This is a genomic window from Allobosea robiniae (assembly GCF_900102525.1).
Classification (GTDB): domain Bacteria; phylum Pseudomonadota; class Alphaproteobacteria; order Rhizobiales; family Beijerinckiaceae; genus Allobosea; species Allobosea robiniae.
Map to the genome: position 1 here is coordinate 80939 of NZ_FNBZ01000003.1, position 23805 is coordinate 104743.

The window sequence follows — 23805 nt, forward strand, 5'->3', positions numbered from 1 at the left end:
ATGGAGATCATCGATCACTTCGTGCTCGGCTTCGGCGTCGCCCTGTCGCTGCAGAACCTGGCTTATTGCTTCCTCGGCGTGCTGCTGGGCACCCTGATCGGCGTGCTGCCGGGCGTGGGCCCGCTGGTGACGATCTCGATGCTGCTGCCGATCACCTTCGGCCTGCCGCCGGTCTCGGCCGTCATCATGCTCTCGGGCATCTATTACGGCGCGCAATATGGCGGCTCGACCACGGCGATCCTGGTCAACCTGCCCGGCGAGACCTCGTCCGCCGTGACCTGCCTCGACGGCTACCAGATGGCGCGCCGCGGCCGGGCCGGCGCGGCGCTTGCGATCGCCGCGCTCTCCTCCTTCGTCGCCGGCTGCATCGGGACCTTGCTGATCGTCGCGCTCGGCGTGCCGCTCGCCTCCTGGGCGCTGCGCTTTGGCGCCGAAGACTACTTCGCCCTGATGGTGCTCGGCCTCGTCGCGGCTTCCGTGCTCAGCCATGGCGACATGGTCAAGGCGCTCGCCATGGTCGTGGTCGGGCTGCTGATCGGCCTCGTCGGCACCGACGTGAATTCCGGCGTCGAGCGCTACACCTTCGGCCTGCCCGAGCTCGCCGACGGCATCGGCTTCACCGTGCTCGCCGTCGGCATCTTCGCGATCTCCGAGGTCGTCATCAACCTGGAGCAGAAGGAGGCCCGCGAGGTCTTCACCAGGAATGTCGGCGGCCTGATGCCGCGCTGGGAGGACCTGAAGGCTTCGTTCCTGCCGACCTTGCGCGGCACTGCGATCGGCTCCTTCTTCGGCATCCTGCCCGGCACCGGCCCGTCGATCTCGTCCTTCTCCGCCTACATGCTCGAGAAGAAGCTGGCGAAGGACCCGTCCCGCTTCGGCCAGGGCGCGATCGAGGGCGTCGCCGCGCCGGAAGCCGCCAACAATGCGGCCGCGCAGACCGCCTTCATCCCGACGCTGACCCTCGGCATCCCCGGCAGCGCGACCATGGCGCTGATCCTCGGCGCGTTGATCATGAACGGCGTCCAGCCCGGTCCCACGGTGATGGCGCGCAATCCCGAGCTGTTCTGGGGCGTCATCGCCAGCATGTTCATCGGCAACGCCCTCCTCGTCGCGCTGAACCTGCCCTTGGTCGGCCTCTGGGTCCGCCTGCTCAGCATTCCCTATCGCTGGCTGTTCCCGGCGATCGTGATGTTCTGCGCGCTCGGCAACTACAGCCTCAACAACAGCGCGATCGACGTCTATCTCTGCGCGGCGATCGGCGTGCTCGGCTATGTGTTGGCGAAGCTGAAATGCCCTCCCGCGCCGCTGGTGCTGGGCTATGTGCTCGGCCCGATGATGGAAGAGAACATCCGCCGGGCGCTGCTGCTCTCGGAAGGTGATCTCTCGGTCTTCGTGAAGAGCCCGATCAGCCTGACCTTCCTTTCGCTCTCGCTGCTGCTGCTCGTCAGCATGGCCCTGCCCGCCATCCGCCGCGGCAAGGCGCGCGTCGATCAGGAAGAGGAAGCCAGCGCGACCTGAGCGCGCCGGCGCAACCGCCCGTTTCGCAGCACCTCATTCTCCCAGCCGCTGCGCTGCCCAGTTCGGCGCGACAATCAAGGACGTCCCATGATCGGATTTCGCATCCTCAAGCGCCGCCGCCAGGTCGAGGCCGAACTCGTCGCGCGCTTCCGTACGGTCCCGGTCGCCAATGTCAGCGATTCGATGTCGCGGATGACGGCCGGCGGCGCCTCGCTGCGCCCGCTCCATCGCGGCGGCGTGATGGCCGGACCGGCGCTTACCGTGAAGACGCGGCCGGGCGACAACCTGATGATCCACAAGGCGCTCGACCTCGCCACTCCCGGAGACGTCGTCGTGGTCGATGGCGGCGGGGACCTCACCAATGCGCTGATCGGCGAATTGATGATCGCCCATGCCCGCAAGCGCGGCATCGCCGGGATCGTGCTTCACGGCGCCGTGCGCGACTCCGCCTGGATCCGCGAGAACGATCTGCCGATCTATGCCGCCGGCATCAGCCATCGCGGCCCCTACAAGGACGGCCCCGGTGAGATCAACGTGCCGATCGCGATCGAGGGCATGGTGATCGAGCCCGGCGACCTCGTCATCGGCGACGATGACGGCATCCTCTGCGTGCCCTTCGACCAGGCGGAGACGATCTATGCCGCCGCCCACAAGAAGCACGCGACGGAAGAAAAGAAGATGCAGGCGATCGAGCAGGGCAAGGACGATCGCAGCTGGATCGACGCCACGCTCGCGCGGCTGGGCTGCGCGATCGAGGCCTGATCGTTGCGGAGGTCGGCGAACCCTATCGCTTCAGCGCCGCTCGCAGATCCTTGACCTGTCCCGGTGTCACCGGCGGCGCGGCGTTGCCCCAGCTGTTGCGGACATAGGTCAGCACGTTCGCGACATCGGCATCGCCGAGATTCCAGCCGAAGGACGGCATGGCAGGCGTCGTCGGCCGGGCCGTGGTGGCGACGGCCTGGCTGCCCTGCAGCACGACGCGGATGAGCGAGGTCGGGTCGGTGCTGTTGATCACCGGGGCCTTGGCGAGGGTCGCGAAGAGCGAGGCCTGACCCGCGCCGGTCGAGTTGTGGCAGGCCGAGCAGCGGTCGAGATAGATCGCCTTGCCGGCGGCCATTGCCGGATCGGTTGCCGCAAGCGGTTGCGGGGCGGGCGTGCCGTCGCTCTTGATGTCCTTGAGATAGGCCGCGACCGCCTGGAGATCGGCATCGTCCCATTTGCTGGTCGACTGGGTGATTGCTTCCGCCATCGGCCCCGAGGCGATGTCGAAGCGGTTCGCGCCGGTCTTCAGATAGGAGACGATGTCGTCAGTCGACCAGCTGCCGAGCCCCTTGTGCGGATCGCCGGTCAGGTTGGGGGCGTACCAACTCTGGAGACTGCCGCCCCGCAGGAATTCACCTGATTTGTCGGCGCCTGTCAGGCTCTTCGGCGTATGGCAGGTGCCGCAATGGCCGGCGCCGTTGACGAGATAGGCGCCGCGGTTCCAGGCTGCCGACTTCGCGGGATCAGGCTGGAACTCCTTTGGCGAGAAGTTGAGCCAGTTCCAGCCGATCATCGAAGCGCGGATGCTGAACGGGAAGGGGAGCTGGTTCGATACGACGTGGTTCGTCACCGGCTCGACCTTCTGGAAATAGGCCCAGAGATCGGCGATGTCAGTGTCCTTCATCGTCGCATAGGCGGGATAGGGCATCGCCGGATAAAGCCGCTTGCCGCCCTTGCCGATGCCCGTCTTCAGCGCATTGCGGAAATCGGCATAGCTCCAGCTGCCGATACCGGTCTCGGGATCGGGCGTGATGTTCGGAGGTACCAGTGCGCCGAAGGGGGTTTGCAGCGGCAGGCCGCCGGCGAAGGGCTTGCCGCCCGGTCTGGTGTGGCAGGCGGAGCAATCGGCCAGGACAGCCTGATAGCGGCCGGCCTCGATGCGGTCGAACAGGTCGGAGGCGAAGCCCTTCGCCCCGAAGACGGTGGCGGCCGCGAGGCCGGCGATGAGCGCTGCCTTCTTCATGCTTCCACCAGCTTGCCGGGGTTCTTCAGATAATGATTGCGGATGGCATCCGCGGCCCAGTAGGCGAGTGCGCCGACCGGGCCTGTCGGGTTCTTGCCGGCATTCTGCGGGAAGGCGGAGGCGCCGATAACGAAGACGTTCGGCACGTCCCAGGCCTGCAGGTGGCGGTTGACGGCGCTGGTCTTCGGGTCCGTGCCCATGATCGCGCCGCCGGTGTTGTGGGTGCTCTGGTAGGGGACGGAGTTCCAGCCCTTGCGCTGCTTGCCGACCACCGCCTGCTTGCCGCCGAGCGCGTCGGCGATCTCCTTCATGCGGTCGCTGACCCAGTTCGACATGCGGATGTCGTTGTCCGGGAAATCGAAGGTCACACGCAGCAGCGGCCGGCCGAAGCGGTCCTTATAGGTCGGGTCGAGGTCGAGATAGTTGCCGCGTGTCGCGTAGGAGGAGCCCTGCGACGAGAAGATCAGCGTGTTGTTGTAGTACTGCTTCGTCGCCTTCTTCCAGGCGGAGCCCCAGCGCGGCGTGCCGGGCGGCACCGGCCGGTACTGGATCGGACGGCCATTGGTCGGGATGCAGTTGATGCCGGCGCCGCCGACGAAGTCCAGCGGGCCATGGTCGAAGGCATCGCCATTATAATCGTCCAGCGACTGGCCAAGCGCACCGGCCGCGATGAACGGGTTCATGTGCTTGCCTTCGAAGAAGACCTGTGTGCTGGCATTGGTCTGGTAGCAGTAGTTGCGCCCGACCACGCCTTCGCCGCTCGCCGGGTCATAAGGCTTGCCGATGCCGGAGAGCAGCATCAGCCGGACATTGAACAGGCCGTAGGCGTTGAGCAGGACGAGATCGGCCGGCTGCTCGAAGGTTTCGCCGTTGACGTCGATATAGGTGACGCCGGTCGCGGTCTTGCCATCGGCCGCGAGGTTGATCTTCAGCACCTCGCATTCGGTGCGCGCCTCGAAATTCGATTTGCGCATCAGCACCGGCAGCACGGTCGTATGGGCGCTCGACTTCGAATAATTGGCGCAGCCGAAGCGCTCGCAGAAGCCGCAAGCCGTGCACTGGCCCATCGCGATCCCCAGCGGGTTGACATAGGCGCCGGAGAGATTGGCCGAGGGCGTCGGGAAGGGATGCAGTCCCTTGGAGCGCGCTGCTTCCGCGAAGAGGGTCGGCGCATAGGTCATCTGCATCGGTGGCAGCGGATAGTCGCGCTTGCGCGGTCCCTCGAACGGGTTGCCGCCCTGCTGGATCGCGCCGTTGAGGTTCCCGGCCTTGCCGGAGATGCCGCAGAGATATTCGAAACGGTCGAAGGCGCTCTCCATCTCGTCATAGGAGACGCCCCAGTCCTGAAGCTGGAGATCGGCGATCCGCTGGGCGCCGTAGCGTTCGGTCAGATGGGTCTTCAGCGCGAAATCGCTCGGGAAGAAGCGCCAGGTATGGCCGTTCCAGTGCGTTCCCGCGCCGCCGACGCCGGTTCCGGGCAGGAAGGAGCCGTAGTCGCGCATCGGCAGCGCCGTCTGCGAGACGTCATTGCGCATCGTCATGGCTTCCTGCGCCGGCTGCAGGAACAGGTCCTTGCGCACGGCGTAGCGCAGTTCGTCGGGGGCATAGGCGACGTTGAAATCGGTCGCCGTGTCGCGCCAGGGGCCGCGCTCGATCGCGACGACGTCGAGGCCGGCATCGGTCAGTTCATGGGCCAGGATCGAGCCGGTCCAGCCGAGCCCGACGATGACGACATCCTTGCGGGGGAGTTTCCGGGCCATGTCTCAGTTCCCGCCTGCCTTGTCGCCGGTCTTCCATTCCGGCCGTCCCGCGATCGACAGGGGCGGCAGGGGGAAGGGCTTGTTATGGGCCGTGATGTAGTCGCGGTAATCGTAGCGGGCGCCCGGAAAGCCGATGAATTTCCAGCCGGCCATGTCCTTGTTGCCGCCATAGATCGGGTCGGCAAAGAAGCCTTCCATCGTGTTCTGCAGCACGAGGTTGAAGAAGCCGGCGGCCGGCTTGTAGTCGACCTTGCCGGCTTCGAAGTCCTTCAGGGCCTGATCCTGCTCGGCGGCGGCGAGGTCGAAGAAGTTCTTGCCGGAGAACTGCGCCTGCGCGTGCTTGTTCAGCGCCGCGAGGCCGTCCCGGTAGCGCGCGACCGGCGTCTCGGCGCCCTGATAGCCTTGCGTCGGCAAACCGGCGACGAAGGGGCCTTGCATATAGAGCCGATCCGATGAGCCGTAGCTGCCGGCGAGCTGGCGGTCGATGAAGCTGGCGCAGCCGGCATCCTTGCCGCCGATGCTGAGTTCGTCGGCCGGGATCAGGCGGTCGACGATCGCCTCGACGGTGCGGGCTTCATCCGGCGTCAGCACATACCAGCGCCCGCCGGGCAAGGGCTCGGGTGGCAGGGCTGCAAAGGGCTTCCAGGGGAGGGTGCCGGAATGCTCGGCGGCGCGGGCGCCGGGAACCGATGCGATCAGGAAGAGCAGGCCGGTGGAGGAGAGGAAGCGGCGGCGACTGAAAGACGAGGTGGGCGGCATCGGGCAGCCTTTTCGATCGGCGTGAGCCAGGAGGTGCCGGCTCCGCTATCGGCAAGCTCTGCCTCGGATCGGGCGGGATCAATCGGAAACCCCGCGCAGCCGCCATGCTCTACGAACATGGAACAATTCCAATGTGGTTCTCCGCAGTGGACGAGGAACCGGCAAAACTTGAAGGGATGCGAGTGCTTGCCCCCTCAGCCGAGAGACGTTCTGCATTGACTTCCGGGCGCTGTTCGCGCCTAATTTCCGAGAGCCGACTACCCCCGATTGGGCGGTTAGCACTCTCAGTTTCCGCGCCGCGCGCGGACGATCGGCTTCAACGTGAAACCGACAGTCGAGGCGTACACGGTTGCGATGCCGTGGTACGAGCGGGAGGATTTCTCCCGGCTCTGGGAACTCGCTCACGACCGCGATCAGATGCCCTCGGATTATGAGACCTGGCATCAAAATGCGGTGGCGGTGATGAATGCCTGGCTCGCACGAGGGCGAGCGCTGGAAATCGTCACGATCAAGCCGGCTGAATTTCTTGCCTGGCTCCAGGAAAGCGGCCTACCGAACACTGCCGAAACGCGCCGGAAGTATGTGGAGCTTCGCGCGGGCACTCACTGCCACGACGTCGCGTAGGACAGGCGAGCCGTTCGCCCCCCGGCCCGGCCCGTGCGGCCGCTCTCTCAGGAGCCGCGCGCAGCAAGGTAATGGTCGAGGCTCGCGCGGGTTCCTGACCGCCAGAGACGCTGCAGCGCCATTGTGAAGCTATCGCGGAAGCGCTGGTTCGTCCCGAGGTCGCCGTAGACATCCTGCATCGCAAGCCAGGCTTCGGGCATTTGCCGGGCCTGCCGCGCCTGCGTCGTCAGCCGCGACCAGTTCGGGTCATTCGGCGCGATCGCCTGCCCGCTTTCGGTTTCGCCATGGCAGTAGCGGCACCATAGCGCGCTGACGAGGGCCAAGCCGTCGATGGAGCGACCGCTCTGCAAGGCGTCGCGCAATGTCGGCAGGATGAATTTCGGCTGGCGGTTCGAGCCATCGAGGCAAAGCCGGCGGATGGTATCGCCGATCTTCGGATTAGCGAAGCGTCGCTCGATCGTGCGCTTGTAGTCGGCGAGATCGGTGTCCGGCACCGGCGGAACGACGGGGATGATTTCGTCGTCGAGAAGCGCCGAGAGGAAGCGGGCGATCTGCGTGTCCTGCATCGCCTCATGGACGAAATGGATGTCGAGCAGGCCGGCAGGATAGGCGATCGCCGCATGGCCGCCATTGAGGATGCGGATCTTCATCAGTTCGAACGGCGCGACATCGGCGACGAACTGGACGCCGACCTCTTCGAGGCGCGGGCGGCCGGCCGGGAAATGATCCTCCAGTACCCATTGCCGGAAGTCCTCGCAGAAGACCGGGCGGCTGTCCTCGATGCCGAAATCGTCGCGCAGCGTCCGGCGTTCGCGTTCCGAGGTCGCGGGCGTGATGCGGTCGACCATGCCGTTGGGAAAGGCCACGCTCTCGCGGATCCAGCGCGCCTCAGTGGGATCGATGAGATCGACGAGCCCGGCGACGGCATCCGCCGTGACATGGCCATTACCCGGCAGGTTGTCGCAGGACATCACGGTGAAGGGCGGCAGGCCGGCGGCGCGCCGCCTCAGCAACCCGGCGGCGATCAGACCGAAAGCGGTCTTCGGGTGTGCGAGGCGATCTGCGGCATCGGCGAGGATATCGGGATGGCCGGGATCGAAGGCCTGCGTCGCCGGATCAATGTAATAGCCGCCTTCGGTGACGGTCAGCGAGACGATCCGCGTGCGGGGATCGACAAGTTTTCCGAGAACCGCCGCGCTGTCGCCCGGCGCGACGAAATCGATCATCGCGCCCGTGACGCGCGCCTGCGAACGTTCCGCCTCCTGCGTCACCACCGTGGTCAGGAAATCCTGCGCGGCGAGATCGCGTCCCATTTCGGCGTCGCTCTCACGCACGCCGGTGCCGACGATGGCCCAGTCGCGATCCAGCCCGCGCTCGAACATTTCGTCGAGATAGGCGGCCTGATGGGCGCGATGGAAGTTGCCGACGCCGATATGGACGATGCCGGGGCTCAGCTCGTCCCGCCGGTAGCCGGGGATGCCGACCGACGGCCCGAGCTGTCCAAGCGTGGCGCGGGACAGGCGCACTGCCATGGCTCAGGCCTGCCTTGTCTTGCGCAGCATCAAGGCGAGGTCCGGCCGGTCGCTGGTGATCTGCGAGATCGGCTGGCCCAGCCAGAAATCGAGCTCGCGCACGGTATTGGGCACCCAGGCGCCGAGCTTGTCGCGCCCGACGATGCCGACGGCGCGGTCGACGGTGAGCCGCAGCAGCGACTGCTCGACCGCGATGATGCAGCCGAGATCGACGAAGCGCTGCAGGGTTCGGTCGACGCCGCCGAAGGCCTCGCAGGAGCGGCGGTCGACCGAGGCGAGCCGGCGCATATGCGGGGCCCTGGCCCGGATCTCCTCGATCACCTCCGGCACAAAGCAGGTCAGCACGACGCGGGAGGTCATGTTGCGGGCCTCGACCAGGGCGATGACCTTGTCGAGCAGGCCGGGATAGGGATTGCCGAAGGCATCCATCTTCATCTCGATCTCGAGCTCGATCCCGGTCGGGCCGAAGACATCGAGCACTTCCGGCAGGGTCGGGATCGTCTCGCCCAGCGTATCGTCGAGCGTCACCTTGGCGAGCGCCGCGCGCGAGAGATGCGCGACCGGGCCCTTGTGGTCGGTGGTGCGCTCGAGCAGCGGATCGTGGATCACCATGATCTCGCCGTCGCTGGAGAGATGCACGTCGAGCTCGACGGCGTCGACGCCGAGGCCGCAGACGTTGCGGAAGCCGCTCAGGCTGTTCTCCGCCCAGATATTGCGCGCGCCGCGATGACCGATGATCCGCATGTCGAAAAGCCTTGCTTGCCCGTGGGCGGGTTATTTGCCGCTGTCCACCAGCCCCTTCACGAACCAGCGCTGGAGGACGAGGATGACGAGGGTCGGCGGCAGCATCGTCAGGAAGGCCGCGTTCATCAGGAGATGCCAGGTCGGCAGCGAGTCGCTCTGCGGCATCAGTTTCTTCAGGCCGATCACGGCATTGGCCATGGCGGGCTCGGTGGTCAGCAGGAGCGGCCAGAGATACTGGTTCCAGCCCATCAGGAAGAGGATGATCGCCAGCGCCACGATGTTGGAGCGCGAGAGCGGCAGCAGGATCAGCCGGAAGAACTGCCAGGGCGTGGCGCCGTCGATGCGGGCGGCCTCGCAGAGCTCGTCGGGGATGGTGAGGAAGAACTGGCGGAACAGGAAGGTCGCGGTCGCCGAGGCGATCAGCGGCAGGATCAGGCCTGAATAGGTGTTGACCAGGTTCCAGTCGAGACCGACCAGCGCCTGGATGCCGAGCCAGGAGCCGAGGATGTTGAGCGGCAGCGCGACATTCGCCGCCGACTCGTAGGTCGGCACGATGCGCACCTCGATCGGCAGCATCAGCGACATGAAGATCAGCCAGAAGGCCGTCATCCGGAAGGGGAAGCGGAAATAGGTGACGGCGAAGGCCGCGATCACCGAGACTGCCAGCTTCCCGATGGTGATGCCCGAGGCGATGATGAAGGAGTTGAGCAGGAGCCTGCCGAAATTGGCGCTGCTGAGAACGGTCTGCATATTCGCCAGGAACTGGTCGCCGGGCAGCCAGGACATCGGCACCTGCATGATCTCGGCCTGTGAGAGCGAGCCGGTGACGAAGACGAAATAGATCGGCAGGCAGACGAGCGCCGCGCCCACCAGCAGGATGAGGTGACAGACGGCGTCGATGACAGGGGTGCGTTCGTTCATCGCTCTAGACGCTGTAGTTCACGCGGCGCTCCACGAAGCGGAACTGCGCGAAGGTCAGGAACAGTGCGAGCGCCATCAGCACCACGGATTGCGCGGCTGATGAGCCGAGGTCGAGCGTGACGAAGCCATCCTGATAGACCTTGTAGACGAGGATCGAAGTGGCGCCGGCGGGGCCGCCCCGCGTGGTCGCATCGATGATGGCGAAGGTCTCGAACAGCCCGTAGACGAAGTTGATCACGATCAGGAAGAACAGCGTCGGCGTGATCATCGGCAGCGAGATGCGCAGGAAGCGCTGGACCGGCCCGGCGCCGTCGAGATAGGCGGATTCGAGGATCGACTGCGGCACCGACATCAGCGCGGCGACGAGGAAGATGTAGTTGTAGCAGATGTGCTTCCACGAGGCCGCCATCACGACCAGCGCGAGCGCGTGCCAGGAATTGCGGTTCGGGTCCCAGTCCAGCCCCAGCCCCTGCAGCATCTGCGCGACAGGGCCGACGCGGGGATTGAACAGGAAGGCGAGCATGATGCCGGCGATCGCGGGCGCGATGGCATAGGGCAGCAGCAGCACGGTGCGATAGGCGCCGCGCCCGCGCAGGATGTGGTTCGAGGCGAAGGCGAGCAGCAGCGCGACGGACAGCGTCAGCACGTTCTGCGCGAGCGTGAAGATCAGCGTCACCTGCGCCGAGGACCAGTAGACGCCGCTGCGAAACAGCCGTTCGAAATTCTGGAAGCCGACCCATTGCGTGGTGGCACCGAACGGGTCCGTGAGCTGGAAAGCCTGGATCAGCGCCCTGATCGAGGGGATGAAGAAGAACAGCAGCAGGATGAAGAGCTGCGGCGCGAGCAGCCAGAAGGGCAGGCGCCATTCCTTGAAATGGGCGCGCTTCAGCCCGCTTTCGGCCTGACCATCGCCGGCCCCCTTCAGGAGCAGGCGCCGGAACGGCCAGCGGAGACGAGAGCCTCCGCCAGCCGTTCCGGGAAGGGTAGCCGTATTATTTCTTGCCGGCATTGAGCTGCTCGTAGCGGCGCAGCACCTCGTTGCCGCGCGAGACCGCATCGTCGAGCGCCTGCTGCACCGGCTTCTTGCCGAGGAAGGCGGCCGAGACCTCCTCCATGATCCCGACATTGATCTGGTTGCTGTTGCCGATGCGGAAGCCGAGCGAATTGTCGCTGGGCGTGCCGCGCATCAACTGCACCACGGCGATCTCGCGGGTCGGGTTCTTCTGGTAGTAGCCCTGCGCCTTGGCCGCTTCATAGGCGGCGGTCGTGACCGGGACATAGCCCGTCGCCTGATGCCACCAGACCTGCGTGTCGGTCTTGGCGAGGAAGTCGTAGAAGGCGGCGACCGCCTTGTACTTCTCCGGCGTATGGCCCTTCAGGGTCCAGAGCGCGGCGCCGCCGATGACGCTGTTCCGGGGGGTGACGCCCTGCTCATAGGGCAATTCGGCGGCGCTCCAGTCGAATTTCGCGGCGGCGACGACGGCGGCATGCGAGGCGGTCGAGGCGATGATCGTCGAGCATTCGCCGGAGGTGAAGAGCTGGATCGGGATGATGCCCTGGCCGGCGAGCTGCATCACGTTGGACGAGACCAGCCGCTTCATGCGCTCGACCTGGCCGACGAGCTTGCCCTTGTTGAAGACGAAGCTGGTGTCGAGACCGTCCATGCCGTTGCGCTTGGTCGCGTACGGGATGTCATTCACCGCGCTGTAGTTCTCGAGGAAGCTCCACTCGTAGTCGCCCGGCAGCACCATCGCGCATTTAGAGACGCCCTTGGCCTTGATCGCGTCGAGCTGCGGCTCGAGCTCCTGCCAGGTCGCGCCGGGCTTGTCGAAGCCGGCGGCTTTGAAGTGGTCGCGGTTGTAGAACAGGATCGGCGTCGAGGAGTTGAACGGCATCGCCTGCAGCTTGCCGCCGATCGTGTAGTAGCTGACCACCGGAGCGATGAATTTGGAGGCGTCGACCGGGCGTCCCTGCTGTTCCATCAGCTCGGCGGTCGGGACGATGGCGCCGGAATTGACCATCGTCAGGAAGGAACGCTCGTTCGACTGCACGATCTCGGGCTGGCGCTTGGCGCGATAGGCCGCGATCGTGCCGTTCAGGACCTCGTCGTAATTGCCCTTGGCAATCGCCTTGACGACGTAATCCTTCTGCGAGTCGTTGAACTTCTTGACGAGATCGTCGACGCGCTCGCCGAGCGCGCCGCTCATCGCATGCCAGAACTCGATTTCCGTCGCCGCCTGCGCGGAGTTGAGCCCCGCCAGCAGCAGAGCGCCCGCGCCCGCCAAGGCACCATAGAAAGGTCGCATGTCAAAGCCTCCCTCATCCGTTTTTTGCGAGCATATGCTCTTTGTTGAAGCATATGCTCGCACACTGGCTTGTTATGTCAACCGTTGGTGACGGGCGGATGACAGCCGTGCGCGATCGCTCGCGGGCGAGCGGGTGGAGGTGCAGGTTGATGGGTGGAGTCAGTCCGCGAGAAGAGCGCGGGCGGTGTCCTCGTCCGTGACGAGGCCGTTGACGATCTTGCCGGCCAGTGCGGCGCGCAATGGCGCGACCTTGGCGGCGCCCTGGCCGATGCAGATGCGCAGGCGGGCGCTGCCGGGCTCCGGCGGCACGCTGGTGACGCGCAGATTGGTGCCGCGCTCGAGGAAGCGGCCTTCGGCGTCGAAGACCCAGCCGGTGACCTCGCCGACCGCGCCGTGGCGGACCATGTCGAGCAATTCGCTGCGTGTCATGAAGCCATCCCGGTACAGGACGGCGTCCTCGCCGATCTGGCTGATGCCCATCATCCAGAGATCGGCCTCGCCGGCGATGGCGCGGATGCGCCGGATCGACTCGATCTCGATCAGCTGGGCGCGTTCCTCGGGGCTCGAGACGTAGAGCGGCAGCGGCATCGGGAAATGCTGTGCCTTGGTGATCTCGGCGAGCTTGACCAGCGTGTCGAAAGGGCTGGCCGAGCCGTCCGGCGAGATGGTGCCGACCAGCGAGACCAGCCGGTGCAACGGGCAGGACATCGGCGGCACGCGCTCGATGCTGGCGCGCATCGAGCGGCCGGTGCCGAGCGCCATGACCAGCGATTTGCGCGAGCGCAGCCAGCGCTCGATCAGCACGCCGCCGAGCGCGGCGATGCCGGCTGCGCCGGTTTCCGCCGAGCCGTCCGACGGGGCGACATCGCAATGCAGCAGCTCGAAACGGTCGCGCAGCCGGGCGGCGAGATCCATGCAGGTGCTGATCGGGTGGTTCATCCGGAAACTGATCAGCCCCTCGCTGCGACAGAGCGAGACGAGGCGCTGCGCCGCCGGGCGCGAGATGTTCAGGATCTGCGCGATATCGTCCTGGGTGCGGCCGGCGATATAATAGAGCCAGCCGGCGCGGGCGGCGTCTTCGAGGCGGGTGCTGTCGTTGTCGGCCATCGGACCCGTCAGGTGGCGGCCGGCGCGAGCGCGAGCTCCCGCCAGGATTCGAAGAGGCGGTCGGCCCCGGCGGCGAGAAGCGCCTGTCGCTGGTCCAGTACGGCAAAATGGCTGCCGGCAGCGAGGCCATAGGCCGTCATGCCCGCGGCCTTCGCGGCCATGACGCCGCTGACGCTGTCCTCGACCACCAGGCAGCGTTCGGGTGCGACGCCGCGCTCGCCCGCCGCCAGCAGGAAGAGGTCGGGCGCCGGCTTGCCGCGCTTGACGCGCGTCGTGCTGAAGATCCGGCCTTCGAAGAGGTCCCAGAGACCGGTCTGGCGCAGGCAGATCTCGATGCGCTCCTCATCGCTCGACGAGGCGACGCAATAGTCGCTTCCGAACGTCTTGACGGCCTCGCGAACGCCCTCGACCGGCTGGAGGTCGTTCCTGAAGGCGGTGAAGAGCTGTGCCCGCCAATCCCGCGTGAAATCAGCCGAGGCCGGGCGGCCGGTCATTCTCTCGTAATCCTCGACGACTGCGCTGGCCGGCCGCCCGAGATAGCGGCGCATGACCATCTCCAGATCATAGCCGGGATCGAAAGGCGAGAGAATATCGACCAGCGTCCGGCAGCTGATGGTTTCGCTGTCGACGAGCACGCCGTCGCAATCGAGGATGACGAGGTCGAAAGGGGAGAGCGGCTGAGGCATCGGGCAACAATCGATTTGAACGGATGCCCACATGAAGAGCATTCGCCCGATTGTCTGTCAAACCCGTTTCCGATCAGCGCAACGTGCGACTGACCTCCGCAGCACGACGCCAGGCCGCGTAGCGCTCCGCATAGGCCGCTGCCCTGGCTGGGTGCGGCATGAAGGTATCGGCTTCGCCTGATGGCGGCGTGCAGACTGTCTCGGGCTGCTCGCCGGTGCAGGCCAGACGGGCGAGGCGCGCGGCCCCGAAGGCGGCGCCGGCCTCGGCCTGGCGATAGCGCTTGAGTGGCAGGTTCAGCGTGTCGGCGAGGATCGACAGCCACAGATCCGAGCGCGCGCCGCCGCCGATCGCCAGGGCCTCCTCGATCGGCGAGGTCCCGGCCTCCAAGGCCTCCTTACCATCCCTGAAGGCGAAGGCGACGCCTTCCAGCACCGCCTGGGTCATGGTCCGCCGATCGGCCTCGTGGCCAAGGCCGGCGAAGATGCCTCGCATCTGTGGATCGTTATGAGGCGTGCGCTCGCCCGAGAGATAGGGCGTGAAGAGCACCGGCGAGGGCTGCTCCGCCTGCGGGCCGAGCTCGCTCAGCAATGCAGCCTCCGATTGTCCGGAGATCGAAGCCCACCAGCTCAGGCTGGCGGCGGCCGAGAGATGGACCGACATCTGATGCCAGCGCTTGGGCAAGGCGTGGCAGAAGGCATGGACGGCGCTGCCGGCGCGCGGTTCGAAGCCCGCGGTCGTACGCCACAAGACGCCGGAGGTGCCCAGGGAGAGGAAGCTTGATCCCGTTGCCACGGCGCCCAGCCCGATCGCGCCGGCGGCATTGTCGCCAGCGCCGCCAGCGAAGAGGGGCGGAGCGTCGAAGCCGAGCTCGCGGCTGAGGTCGGGGCGCATGCGGCCGGCCGGTTGCGAGCCCTCGACGAGCGCAGGCATGTGGCTGCGGTCGAGCCCGGTCGCGGCCAGCATCCGGTCGGACCAGTCGCGGCGGCCGGTGTCGAGCCAGAGCGTGCCGGAGGCGTCGGACATCTCCTCGATCGCCTCGCCGGTCAGCACGAGCCGCAGATAGGCCTTCGGCAGCAGGATCTTGCGGGTGCGCCGGAAGATGTCGGGCTCATGCCGGCGCACCCAGAGCAGTTTTGGCGCGGTGAAGCCGGGCATGGCGATATTGCCGGTGATCGCCCGGGACTCGGGCTCGATCGCCTCGATCTCCGTGCACTCGGCTTCGGCACGGCCGTCATTCCAGAGGATGCAGGGGCGCAGCGGTTCATCGCGCTCATTCAGCAGCACCGCGCCATGCATCTGCCCGGAGAGGCCGATGCCGGCGCAGCGACGGAAGGCATCGGGCGTGGCATCCCTCAGGCTGCGCAGGACGTCCAGCGTGGCGGCGACCCAATCGGCGGGCTCCTGCTCCGACCAGAGCGGCGCGGGGCGGCTGACGACAAGCTCCCGCGCAGCCGTGGCGAGCAGGCGCTGCCGATCATCGACCAGAACGGCCTTGACCGAGGATGTCCCGAGATCGATGCCGATGAAGCTCACATCGGGGCCTTGTAGTGAGGGTTCAGCGACGATCTTCGGGCAAGCCGCCCGGATAGATCATGCTCTTGACCATACCAGCTTCATTGGCGGCGTGGCGCTGGAAGGCGGCCGGCCCCTCGGCAAGCGGGAAGCGGTGGCTGACCACGGCCTCGACATCGACCTTGCCCAGCGCCACCAACTCGATCGCGCGCGGATAGACATGGCCCATCCGGCGCGAGAACTTGATGTTCAGCCCGCGCCTGCGCGCTTCGGCTGCCGGGATCACGTAGCTGTCGCCATCGGGAATGCCGACCAGCACGACGCGGCCGCCGATGCGGGCGGCGCGGATCGCGTCGCGGAAGCCTTCCGGGGCGTTGGTCGCCTCGATCACCAGCGGCAGGCCCTCGCCCTTCGTCCATTCGGCGATGTCGGCAACGCTGGCGCCGGCCTTGCTCGCGCCAAGCTTGAGCGCCAGCTCGCGGCGATGCGGCTGCGGATCGCAGGCGAGGATTTCGCCGACGCCGGCAGTCCGCAGCACCTGCAGGATCAGCAGCCCGATCGGGCCGCAGCCGATCAGCGCCACGCGTTCGAGCAGGCGCGGCCTGGCGAGGTCCACCGCATGGATCGCGACGCCGAGCGGCTCGAGCATGACGGCATCGCTCGGCGAGAAAGTCTCGGGCACCGCGACGATCTGCGATGTCGGCACCCAGATCCGCTCGGTCATCGCCCCGTCATGCGGGGGAGCGCCGATGAAGACGACGTCGGGACAGAGGTTAGGATGGCCATTTCGGCAATGCTCGCACTGCCCGCAGGCCTGGTTGGGATCGACGGCGACGAGGGCACCGCGCGTCAGGCCGAGCTCCGGCAGATCCTCGGTCAGCCAGCCGCTGAACTCATGGCCGGGGACGAAGGGCGTGGCGATCACGGCCGAGCCGATGCCGCCATCCTTGTAGTAATGCAGGTCGCTGCCGCACAGGCCGACCGCGGCGACATCGAGCAGGGTCTCGCCCGGAACCCCCTCGCGGAGATTGAACGGGGCGACGCGCGCATCGCCAGCGGCATGGAGGAAGACGGCATGGGACATGGAGGTCGGCGCTCGTTTCGCTGAAGGCCTTCGACAAATGTATTTTGTGATTTACATTGGTTTGCGTCAAGCGCGAAACCGCATGGGCTCTGCGCGTTGTGGGAGAGCCCGAAAGCGATGTAAGCCAGCTTGAGCCCTCGCCGAATGCCGCCGCGCCTGCCGCAGGCGCAAGCCCACCGCATCAGGATACCGCCCATGCCGGAGGAACCGCAGACGCAAGTTCGAGCCGCCTGGCTCTATTACATGGAAGGTTTGACCCAGGCGGAGATCGCGGAACGGCTGAAGATGACGCGCCTGCGCGTCAACCGGCTCCTGGTCGAGGCGCGCAGCAGCGGGCTGGTCAACATCACCATCAATTCGCGGCTGGAAAGCTGCATCCGGCTCGAGCGCGCTCTGATGGCGGAATTCGGCCTGAAGGACGCGATCGTGGTGCCGAGCCCCGCCGATCCCGGCCAGATCGCGGCCCAGATCGGCAAGGCGGCCGGCGAGTTCGTCTCGCGGGTCATCGAGGAGAAGCCCACCGGCGTTTTCGGCGTCGGTTGGGGCGGCACGCTGAGAGAGACCATCCGCCATATCCGCGCGGGGCAGTACCGCGATCTCGCGGTGACCTCGATGATGGGCGGGCTGACCTATGGCATCGAGATCAACACCTTCGAGATCGCGAGCCGTTTCGCCCGGCTCTGGCAGGCCGAGTGCCATTATCTGGCGGCGCCGATCTATGCCGGCACGCCGCAGTCGCGCGACACGATCCTGGCGCAGGACGTGTTCGAGGCGGCCTTCGCCCGGATCAGGGCGACCGATGTCGCGATCCTCAGCGCGGGCGATCTGAGCGAGCGTTCGCTACTGGTGCGCTATGGGCTGCCGGGCGATGTCGGCGCCGCGGAACTCGCGGAGGCTGGCGCTGTCGGCGACATGCTCGGCCAGTTCATCGATCGCAGCGGTCAGGCGATCGACCATCCGCTCAATCGCCGCGCCATCGCCTTGCCTCTCGACGCCCTGCGCCGGATACCGACCGTGATCCTTGCCTCCGGCGGGACCAACAAAGCGGAGGTCATCGCGGCGACGCTGCGGGGCAAGCTCGCCTCGGTGCTGATCACGGACGAAGACGCGGCGGCGGCCGTGCTGGAGCACGCGGCGGCCGCCTGAGGCGCGCGCCTCAGGCGCTGCGGATCGCCTGCAGCAGCTCCTCGTGGATCAGGCCGTTGGTGACGACCTTCTCCAGGTCCTCGTCAAGCGAATCCCGGCCGTCGACCGTCGTCACCTTGCCGCCGGCCGCCCGCACCAATGGCATCGCCGCGGCATGCGAGACGATGTCGGCCTTGAGCCCGATGAAGGCGTCGAGCCGCCCGGCTGCCACCAGCGACATCTCCAGCCCGCCGGAGACGATGACGCGCACGCCCCGGCACAGGCCGGCAAGGCGGCGGATGACATCGCTCGTCCGGTTCGCGTCCTCGGTGCTGTAATGCGAGGTCAGGCAGATGGAGACGACGGCGTCGCTCAGGCGCTTCGTGGCGGAGACGCGGGCCGGCTGGCCATCGACCTCGGCGATGCCGCCCTCGACGAAGCGTGCGGAAAGCCCGGCGAGCGGCGCATGGGTCAGGCCGAGCACGGTGCGGCCCTGCTCCTGATAGGCCATGGTGACGGAGAACCAGGGCAGGCCGGACGCATAGTTCACCGTGCCGTCGAGCGGATCGATGATCCAGCGTGGCGCCTGTTCCGAGCCGGAAAAGCCGGCCTCCTCCGAGAGGATCGCGGCCTCCGGCGTCAGGACGCGCAGGCCGTCGATGACGAGGCGCTCGGAGGCGAGATCGGCCGCCGTGACGACGTCGTTCAGTTCCTTGCGGGTGACGCCGAGCTCGGCGCCCTGCATCTGTACGAGGACCTCGCCGGCCCGACGGGCAAGGGCGTCGGCCTGGTCGAGCAGGGCAAGAAGGCGTGGTTCGGTCATCGGGCAGGCACCGTTTGCGGCTTTCCGGGATAGGCGGGATCGAGCACGAAATCCCGGCGCGGTCCATAGTCGCCGATCGGCTGGAGATGGCTGACCAGACCGAGGCCGGGCTTCCAGACATGGAGCGCCAGCGCTGGGGGTTCCATCACGAATTTGTTCTCGGTGCCGGGCCTCAGATCGAGCGCGACCTGATGCGCGGTGCCCGGCACGACATAGCCGATCGTGCCGGCGAAGCGGAGCTGGATCGGCCGGTGGTAATGGCCGCAGAGCACGCGCTCGATCTCGGGATGATCAGCAATCAGGCCGGCGAAGCCCGGCGAGACCTTGCAGGGCATGATGTCCATGCCGTCGACGCCGACCGGGAAGGGCGGATGGTGCATGAAGATCACCGTCGGCTTGCCCTGCCCCTCAGCGAGCCGCTCGGTCAGCCACGCCTCGCGAGCGGCGCAGATCTCGCCGCCATCTTCGCCCGCGACGACGGTGTCGAGCCCGATCAGCCGGACGGGGAAATCGTCGATCACATAATGCAGGAAGCCGGTTTGCGGCAGGTAAGGGTGATCGGAGCGCAGCTCACTCGCAAAGGCCTCGCGGCGGTCGTGATTGCCGGGAATGACATAGACCGGCATCGGCAGGCGCCGCAGCGCCCTGCGGACGATGCCGTATTCCTCCGGCAGGCCGCAATCGGAGAGGTCTCCGGTGACCAGCACGCAATCGGGCTGCGGCTCCAGCTTCAGGATCTCGTCGACGGCCCGTTCGATCGCCGGGTTGGTCTCGACGATGCCATAGGCCGGGTTGCCATGGGGGTGAGCATGGAAGTCGCTGAGCTGGGCGATGATCATGGGGAACGTCCGGCGGTCTGGAAAGGGGAACCGCCCGGTCTGATGAGGACCGGGCGGCATTGAGCGGGTGCCGAAGCGCCGCCGCTTACTTCATCAGGGCTTCGGTCTCGGAGACGATGCGCTCGATGCCGGCCTTGGGCTGGATCTCGCCGCGCATCACGCCGGCGACGACCTCGCGCTGCTGGCGCCAGATGCGCACCGAATTGCCGCCCGGATAGCCTTCCCACGGCGCGGCGCGGGAAACCTGGCCGTTGATGGTCCGGAAGTTGGCATTCGCCTTGTAGAACGGGCCGAGGAAGGCGTCCTCGCCGGCGCGCAGATTGGTCGGCATGTAGCCGGCGGTTTCGACGACAATCTTCTGGGCTTCGGGGCCCGTGACGAACTTGATGAACTCCCAAGCCGCCTTCTGCTTGGCCGGGTCCTTGGCCGTGATCAACGCCGCGTTGCCGCCGGTCGGCAGCTTGCCCTTGGCCTTGTCGTCGACCGGGAAGAGCGCCGTCTTCAGCGTGAAGCGGTCGCCGATCAGGTCGGTGACCTGGCGCAGCCGGGCGGGCGTGTCGAAGAAGATGCCGATCTTGCCGGCGATAAACTGCTGGCGAGACTGGTCCCAGTCGATCAGCGGCATGCCGCCATCGGTGACGAAGCTGCGCAGCAGCGACAGCGTTTTCTCGCCGACCGCGCCGCCGAAGGCGACCTTCTTGCCGTCGGCCGACAGCATGGAATGGCCGGCTTGCAGGATCACGCCGCGCCAGAGCCAGTCATCCGGCCAGTCATGGATATTGTAGGCCATGCCGGCGGTGTCGCCGCTGTGGATCTTCTTGGCGAGCGCGACGGTGTCGGCCCAGTTGTCCGGCATCTTGTCGGGATCGCCGCCGGCCTTCTTCACCAGCTCGGCATTGAAATACATCAGCGGCGTCGAGGCGTTGAAGGCGAGGCCGACCTGCTTGCCGCCGACCTGGGCGAGCGAGAGCAGCGCATCGGAGTAATTGGCCTTGCGCCAGGCTTCCGGCTCCGCCTTGAGCAGGGGGCCGAGATCGACGACCTGCTTGCGCTTGTCGAGGCTCTCGACCAGCTCGGTCAGCAGGTGGAAGCCGGAATAGTAGACATCCGGGAGCTGGTTGGTCACCGACGAACGGAGCATCGCCTGGTGGCCTTCGTCATAGCTCGCGGCCGGCGCCCGGAAATTGATCTTGATGTCCGGGTGCTTCTTCATGAATTCCGCGGCAATCGGCTCGTGGAACTTGGCGAAGGCCGGGAAGGCGTAGAGCACGTCGAGCGTGACCTGTGCCTTCGCGGCCGTCGAGGCAATGAGGGTCAATGCCGCCGCGGCAAGGGCTTTGCCGAGAGGTTTCATGCGTGATCTCCTTGGCATGGACAGCGGGGCTGTCGGGTTGCAGTTGCTTCAGGCCTGAACTCTTGGCGGGGTGGGCGGCGCTGTGGCCGGCTACTTCACCCCGGTCATGGTGATGCCGTCGATGAACCGGCGACGGGCTACGAGGAAGGCGATGACGAGCGGCGCGGTCAGGATCGTCGCGGCGGCCGTCAGCGCGCCGTAATTCGATCCGGTCTCGGCATCGGCGAAGAACATCATCCCGAGCGGCGGCGGCGCGAGCTTGGCGTCGGAGATCACGATCAGCGGCCAGTAGAGGTCGTTCCAGTGCGCCACGGCCGAGAAGACCGAGAAGGCGGCGATGGCCGGCCAGGCGCTCGGCGTGACGATGCGCCAGACGATCTCGAACTCGCTCATGCCGTCGAGCCGGGCGGCGTTGATGATATCGTCGGGAAAGCTGCGGAAGAACTGGCGGAACAGGAAGATGGCGAAGACCGAGAGGAAGAACGGCACCATCATCGAGAAATAGGTGTTGAGCAGCCCGAGCTGGGCGAGCGCGATATAGAGCGGCATCGCCGGCACCTGCACGGGGATACACAGGCCGAGCAGGACCAGCACGAAGAGCGCGTTGCGGCCTGGGAAGTCGAGCTTCGCCAGCGCATAGGCGCAAGGGATGGCGACGAGGAGCTGCACGATCAGGATGCCGCCGCAGAGGATGACGCCGTTCAGCGCGAAGCGCAGCAGCGGCGCCTTCTCCATGGCGAAGCCGTAATTCTGCAGGCCGTAGAACTGCTTTGGCCAGAGCGAGATCTCGGCGCTGAAGATTTCGGCCGGCGGCTTGATCGAGGTCACCAGCATCCAGACGAAGGGTGCCAGCATGAAGATCGCGCCGGCGATCAGCACGCCATGGATCAGCACCAGCGAGAGGAAGCGGCGTAGCACCGAATGGGCGGGCGTGACCGAAGCAGTGGGGAGCGCGAGATCGGTCATCAGTAGTGCACCTTCTTGTCGAGGGCGAAGGTCTGCACGGCCGAGAAGACGAGGATGAAGGCAAGGAAGATGAAGGTCAGCGCCGCGGCATAGCCGGTGTGGAAATACTGAAAGCCCTCGAGGTAGATGTTGTAGAGCAGCACCTCGGTGGAGCCGACCGGCCCGCCGCGCGTCATCACCGCCACCGTGTCGAAGATCTTGAAGGCGGTGATCATCGTGGTGACCAGGACAAACATCGTCGTCGGCCCGAGCAGCGGCCAGGTGATGGTCAGAAAGCGGTCGATCCCGCTGGCGCAGCCGTCGATATCGGCGGCTTCGTAAAGATCGCGCGGGATCGCGGTCAGCCCGGCGAGGAACAGGATCATGTTGAAGCCGATGAGCTGCCAGATGCCGATCACCGCGAGCGTCGCCAGAGCGGTCGAGGGCTCGCTGAGGAAGGCGACCGGTGCGAATCCCAGCCATTTCAGCAGGCCGTTGACCGGGCCGAGCGAGGGATGGAGCAGGAATTGCCAGACCGTCGCCATGGCGATCAGCGTCGAGGTCACCGGCAGGAAATAGACCACCTCGTAGAAGGAGCGCGTGCGCTTGCGCCGATGCACCAGCACGGCGATCAGGAGCGCGCCGAAGACGCCGCCGGGCACGACGATCGCGACATAGAGCAGCGTGTTGACGAGGGAGCGCCGGATGATCGGATCGGCCAGCGCCTTCTGGAAATTCATCAGCCCGACCCAGTCCATGTCGACGCCGCCGAACTCGTAATTGGTCAGGCTGAGCCAGAGCAACACGGCGAGCGGGATCAGGATCGTCAGTAGCAACAGGATGAAAGCCGGCAGGGCGAAGCCGAGCCCGGTGACGCGCTCGATCCAGAGCCTGCGGCGCGCGGCGGGGGCAAAATCGGCTTGGGATGCGAGGGCGAGGGTCATGCGCCCGCCCTCAATGGCACGACGGAGCCGGTCGCGGCGCCCGGGCCGCGCGGTTCGAGACGCTCGCCATCGGCGGCGAAGATATGGGCGGCGACTTCGTCGAAGCCGAGTGTGACCTCGGCGGCCTCGTTCACGCCGGCGGCTGCGGCCGGCGTCGCGCGCATGGTCACGCCGGTGGCATCGCGCCCGGCGAGGTCGAAATGCAGGATATATTCGGAGCCGAGATTCTCCTTGCGTCGCAGGCGGGCGGAGAACCAGGCGCGCCCGCTGCCGCCGGGCTCGCCCTGGACCAGCGAGAGGGCCTCGGAGCGGATGCCGAGCGTAACGGCCTGTCCCGACGCGAGCGGAACGGCGAGCGCCAGCGGCCGGCCGAAGAGTTCGAGGCGCCCGCCATTCGCGACCGTCGCGGGCAGCAGGTTGATCGCCGGGCTGCCGATGAACTGCGCGACCTTGAGCGAGGCCGGCTTCTCGTAGAGCTGGGAGGGCGTGCCGAGCTGCAGCACGGAGCCGGAATCCATCATCGCGACGCGGTCCGACATCGTCATCGCCTCGACCTGGTCGTGCGTGACATAGATGAAGGTCGCGCCGAGGCGCTTGTGCAGCTCGGCCAGTTCCGTACGCATATGGACGCGCAATTTGGCGTCGAGATTGGAGAGCGGCTCGTCCATCAGGAAGACGTCGGGATTGCGCACCATGGCGCGCCCGAGCGCGACGCGCTGGCGCTGGCCGCCCGAGAGCTGGGCCGGCTTGCGCTGAAGCAGATGATCGAGCTGGAGCTGCGCCGCGACCGCCGCGACATCGGCCTCGATGCCGCGCATCACCGTCCGGCGCTGGGCGGAGAGTTGCCGCAGCAGCGGCAGGCGCTGCCAGAGCTTGAGCCGCGACATCGTCAGCGGCAGGGCGATGTTCGCGCCGACGCTCATATGCGGATAGAGCGCATAGGACTGGAACACCATGGCGACGCGCCGCTCATGCGGGCGCAGATGGTCGACGCGATTGCCGCCGATCGCGACGCTGCCGGCATCGTGATGTTCGAGCCCGGCGATGATCCGGATCAGCGTCGATTTCCCGCAGCCGGACGGGCCGACCAGCGTCAGGAACTCGCCATCGGCGATGTCGAGATCGATGCCGCCGAGAACCTTCGTCGGTCCGAAGGACTTGGCGATCGAGGAGAGTGCGACCTTGGCCATGGCGTTCGCCTTTCTTTCGGCCCTCC

General features: G+C 66.6%; 22 protein-coding genes. 4 read left to right on the forward strand and 18 right to left on the reverse strand.

Annotated features, from left to right (window positions below; translation table 11 throughout):
• Together BLQ70_RS09310 and BLQ70_RS09315 are read left to right on the forward strand one after the other, a co-directional pair.
• A complete protein-coding gene (locus BLQ70_RS09310) occupies nucleotides 1-1518 on the forward strand; it encodes a tripartite tricarboxylate transporter permease (protein ID WP_061970447.1) in 1518 nt (505 codons plus the stop codon).
• Nucleotides 1519-1605: 87 nt separating this feature from the next.
• Nucleotides 1606-2280 (forward strand): RraA family protein, encoded by a 675-nt coding sequence (locus BLQ70_RS09315; RefSeq protein WP_091856750.1) that lies wholly within the window; start codon nucleotides 1606-1608, stop codon nucleotides 2278-2280.
• A 22-nt stretch (nucleotides 2281-2302) separates the two neighbouring features.
• Here the strand turns inward: BLQ70_RS09315 and BLQ70_RS09320 are convergent, their stop codons facing one another.
• Genes BLQ70_RS09320 through BLQ70_RS09330 form a run of 3 tightly spaced genes read right to left on the reverse strand, consistent with a single transcriptional unit; the run spans nucleotide 2303 to nucleotide 6042 of the window.
• Nucleotides 2303-3523, reverse strand: a complete 1221-nt coding sequence (locus tag BLQ70_RS09320) for a c-type cytochrome (protein ID WP_091856751.1) — start codon at nucleotides 3521-3523, stop codon at nucleotides 2303-2305.
• Nucleotides 3520-5283 (reverse strand): GMC family oxidoreductase, encoded by a 1764-nt coding sequence (locus BLQ70_RS09325; protein WP_091856752.1) that lies wholly within the window; start codon nucleotides 5281-5283, stop codon nucleotides 3520-3522. Before BLQ70_RS09325 ends, BLQ70_RS09320 begins: the two co-directional genes overlap by 4 nt.
• A gap of 3 nt (nucleotides 5284-5286) precedes the next feature.
• Nucleotides 5287-6042, reverse strand: coding sequence for a gluconate 2-dehydrogenase subunit 3 family protein (locus tag BLQ70_RS09330; protein ID WP_091856753.1), 756 nt, complete (start codon nucleotides 6040-6042; stop codon nucleotides 5287-5289).
• A 321-nt stretch (nucleotides 6043-6363) separates the two neighbouring features.
• Here BLQ70_RS09330 and BLQ70_RS09335 point away from each other — a divergent pair, with 321 nt between their 5' ends.
• Nucleotides 6364-6666, forward strand: coding sequence for a hypothetical protein (locus BLQ70_RS09335; protein WP_139163508.1), 303 nt, complete (start codon nucleotides 6364-6366; stop codon nucleotides 6664-6666).
• A gap of 47 nt (nucleotides 6667-6713) precedes the next feature.
• Here the strand turns inward: BLQ70_RS09335 and BLQ70_RS09340 are convergent, their stop codons facing one another.
• The 9 genes from BLQ70_RS09340 to BLQ70_RS09380 form a co-directional block, all read right to left on the reverse strand.
• Complete coding sequence (locus BLQ70_RS09340) at nucleotides 6714-8198, reverse strand: mannitol dehydrogenase family protein (protein ID WP_091856754.1); 1485 nt, start codon at nucleotides 8196-8198, stop codon at nucleotides 6714-6716.
• A 3-nt stretch (nucleotides 8199-8201) separates the two neighbouring features.
• Nucleotides 8202-8942 carry a glycerophosphodiester phosphodiesterase family protein gene (locus BLQ70_RS09345; protein WP_091856755.1) on the reverse strand — a complete coding sequence of 247 codons (741 nt, stop codon included), beginning with the start codon at nucleotides 8940-8942 and terminating at the stop codon, nucleotides 8202-8204.
• A 30-nt stretch (nucleotides 8943-8972) separates the two neighbouring features.
• A complete protein-coding gene (locus BLQ70_RS09350) occupies nucleotides 8973-9863 on the reverse strand; it encodes an ABC transporter permease subunit (RefSeq protein ID WP_091856756.1) in 891 nt (296 codons plus the stop codon).
• A gap of 4 nt (nucleotides 9864-9867) precedes the next feature.
• Nucleotides 9868-10872, reverse strand: coding sequence for an ABC transporter permease subunit (locus tag BLQ70_RS09355; RefSeq protein ID WP_061970461.1), 1005 nt, complete (start codon nucleotides 10870-10872; stop codon nucleotides 9868-9870).
• Complete coding sequence (locus tag BLQ70_RS09360; protein WP_091856757.1) at nucleotides 10856-12169, reverse strand: extracellular solute-binding protein; 1314 nt, start codon at nucleotides 12167-12169, stop codon at nucleotides 10856-10858. Before BLQ70_RS09360 ends, BLQ70_RS09355 begins: the two co-directional genes overlap by 17 nt.
• Nucleotides 12170-12328: 159 nt before the next feature.
• On the reverse strand, nucleotides 12329-13276 hold the full coding sequence (locus tag BLQ70_RS09365) for a sugar-binding transcriptional regulator (protein ID WP_061970464.1): 948 nt from the start codon (nucleotides 13274-13276) through the stop codon (nucleotides 12329-12331).
• 8 nt (nucleotides 13277-13284) lie between these two features.
• Entirely contained in the window at nucleotides 13285-13962 is a 678-nt protein-coding gene (locus tag BLQ70_RS09370; RefSeq protein ID WP_091856758.1) for an HAD family hydrolase, read from the reverse strand.
• A 73-nt stretch (nucleotides 13963-14035) separates the two neighbouring features.
• Nucleotides 14036-15496 (reverse strand): xylulokinase, encoded by a 1461-nt coding sequence (gene xylB, locus BLQ70_RS09375; protein WP_091856759.1) that lies wholly within the window; start codon nucleotides 15494-15496, stop codon nucleotides 14036-14038.
• A 22-nt stretch (nucleotides 15497-15518) separates the two neighbouring features.
• Nucleotides 15519-16559: a zinc-dependent alcohol dehydrogenase gene (locus tag BLQ70_RS09380; RefSeq protein WP_091856760.1), complete on the reverse strand. Its 1041-nt coding sequence runs from the start codon at nucleotides 16557-16559 to the stop codon at nucleotides 15519-15521.
• A 195-nt stretch (nucleotides 16560-16754) separates the two neighbouring features.
• Here BLQ70_RS09380 and BLQ70_RS09385 point away from each other — a divergent pair, with 195 nt between their 5' ends.
• Nucleotides 16755-17705: a sugar-binding transcriptional regulator gene (locus BLQ70_RS09385; RefSeq protein ID WP_091856761.1), complete on the forward strand. Its 951-nt coding sequence runs from the start codon at nucleotides 16755-16757 to the stop codon at nucleotides 17703-17705.
• 10 nt (nucleotides 17706-17715) lie between these two features.
• Here the strand turns inward: BLQ70_RS09385 and BLQ70_RS09390 are convergent, their stop codons facing one another.
• The 6 genes from BLQ70_RS09390 to BLQ70_RS09415 all read right to left on the reverse strand — a co-directional run bounded on the left by BLQ70_RS09390 (nucleotide 17716) and on the right by BLQ70_RS09415 (nucleotide 23779).
• The gene (locus BLQ70_RS09390) at nucleotides 17716-18507 is read right to left on the reverse strand and encodes an inositol monophosphatase family protein (RefSeq protein WP_091856762.1); all 792 of its coding nucleotides are present in this window, start codon (nucleotides 18505-18507) and stop codon (nucleotides 17716-17718) included.
• Nucleotides 18504-19346: a phosphodiesterase gene (locus tag BLQ70_RS09395; protein WP_091856763.1), complete on the reverse strand. Its 843-nt coding sequence runs from the start codon at nucleotides 19344-19346 to the stop codon at nucleotides 18504-18506. Before BLQ70_RS09395 ends, BLQ70_RS09390 begins: the two co-directional genes overlap by 4 nt.
• Nucleotides 19347-19431: 85 nt before the next feature.
• Nucleotides 19432-20700 carry an ABC transporter substrate-binding protein gene (locus tag BLQ70_RS09400; protein WP_091856764.1) on the reverse strand — a complete coding sequence of 423 codons (1269 nt, stop codon included), beginning with the start codon at nucleotides 20698-20700 and terminating at the stop codon, nucleotides 19432-19434.
• Between the two features lie 90 nt (nucleotides 20701-20790).
• Nucleotides 20791-21666, reverse strand: a complete 876-nt coding sequence (locus BLQ70_RS09405; protein WP_091856765.1) for a carbohydrate ABC transporter permease — start codon at nucleotides 21664-21666, stop codon at nucleotides 20791-20793.
• Nucleotides 21666-22589, reverse strand: coding sequence for a carbohydrate ABC transporter permease (locus BLQ70_RS09410; RefSeq protein WP_091856766.1), 924 nt, complete (start codon nucleotides 22587-22589; stop codon nucleotides 21666-21668). The genes BLQ70_RS09405 and BLQ70_RS09410 overlap by 1 nt, the downstream gene beginning before the upstream one ends.
• Nucleotides 22586-23779, reverse strand: coding sequence for an ABC transporter ATP-binding protein (locus BLQ70_RS09415; protein WP_091856767.1), 1194 nt, complete (start codon nucleotides 23777-23779; stop codon nucleotides 22586-22588). Before BLQ70_RS09415 ends, BLQ70_RS09410 begins: the two co-directional genes overlap by 4 nt.
• Nucleotides 23780-23805: the final 26 nt, after the last annotated feature.

Coding starts and splice junctions, on each gene's coding strand:
- BLQ70_RS09310 (WP_061970447.1), top strand. CDS start 1: ATGGAGATCATCGATCACTTCGTGCTCGGCTTCGGCGTCGCCCTGTCG.
- BLQ70_RS09315 (WP_091856750.1), top strand. CDS start 1,606: ATGATCGGATTTCGCATCCTCAAGCGCCGCCGCCAGGTCGAGGCCGAA.
- BLQ70_RS09320 (WP_091856751.1), bottom strand. CDS start 3,523: ATGAAGAAGGCAGCGCTCATCGCCGGCCTCGCGGCCGCCACCGTCTTC.
- BLQ70_RS09325 (WP_091856752.1), bottom strand. CDS start 5,283: ATGGCCCGGAAACTCCCCCGCAAGGATGTCGTCATCGTCGGGCTCGGC.
- BLQ70_RS09330 (WP_091856753.1), bottom strand. CDS start 6,042: ATGCCGCCCACCTCGTCTTTCAGTCGCCGCCGCTTCCTCTCCTCCACC.
- BLQ70_RS09340 (WP_091856754.1), bottom strand. CDS start 8,198: ATGGCAGTGCGCCTGTCCCGCGCCACGCTTGGACAGCTCGGGCCGTCG.
- BLQ70_RS09345 (WP_091856755.1), bottom strand. CDS start 8,942: ATGCGGATCATCGGTCATCGCGGCGCGCGCAATATCTGGGCGGAGAAC.
- BLQ70_RS09350 (WP_091856756.1), bottom strand. CDS start 9,863: ATGAACGAACGCACCCCTGTCATCGACGCCGTCTGTCACCTCATCCTG.
- BLQ70_RS09355 (WP_061970461.1), bottom strand. CDS start 10,872: ATGCCGGCAAGAAATAATACGGCTACCCTTCCCGGAACGGCTGGCGGA.
- BLQ70_RS09360 (WP_091856757.1), bottom strand. CDS start 12,169: ATGCGACCTTTCTATGGTGCCTTGGCGGGCGCGGGCGCTCTGCTGCTG.
- BLQ70_RS09365 (WP_061970464.1), bottom strand. CDS start 13,276: ATGGCCGACAACGACAGCACCCGCCTCGAAGACGCCGCCCGCGCCGGC.
- BLQ70_RS09370 (WP_091856758.1), bottom strand. CDS start 13,962: ATGCCTCAGCCGCTCTCCCCTTTCGACCTCGTCATCCTCGATTGCGAC.
- BLQ70_RS09380 (WP_091856760.1), bottom strand. CDS start 16,559: ATGTCCCATGCCGTCTTCCTCCATGCCGCTGGCGATGCGCGCGTCGCC.
- BLQ70_RS09385 (WP_091856761.1), top strand. CDS start 16,755: ATGCCGGAGGAACCGCAGACGCAAGTTCGAGCCGCCTGGCTCTATTAC.
- BLQ70_RS09390 (WP_091856762.1), bottom strand. CDS start 18,507: ATGACCGAACCACGCCTTCTTGCCCTGCTCGACCAGGCCGACGCCCTT.
- BLQ70_RS09395 (WP_091856763.1), bottom strand. CDS start 19,346: ATGATCATCGCCCAGCTCAGCGACTTCCATGCTCACCCCCATGGCAAC.
- BLQ70_RS09400 (WP_091856764.1), bottom strand. CDS start 20,700: ATGAAACCTCTCGGCAAAGCCCTTGCCGCGGCGGCATTGACCCTCATT.
- BLQ70_RS09405 (WP_091856765.1), bottom strand. CDS start 21,666: ATGACCGATCTCGCGCTCCCCACTGCTTCGGTCACGCCCGCCCATTCG.
- BLQ70_RS09410 (WP_091856766.1), bottom strand. CDS start 22,589: ATGACCCTCGCCCTCGCATCCCAAGCCGATTTTGCCCCCGCCGCGCGC.
- BLQ70_RS09415 (WP_091856767.1), bottom strand. CDS start 23,779: ATGGCCAAGGTCGCACTCTCCTCGATCGCCAAGTCCTTCGGACCGACG.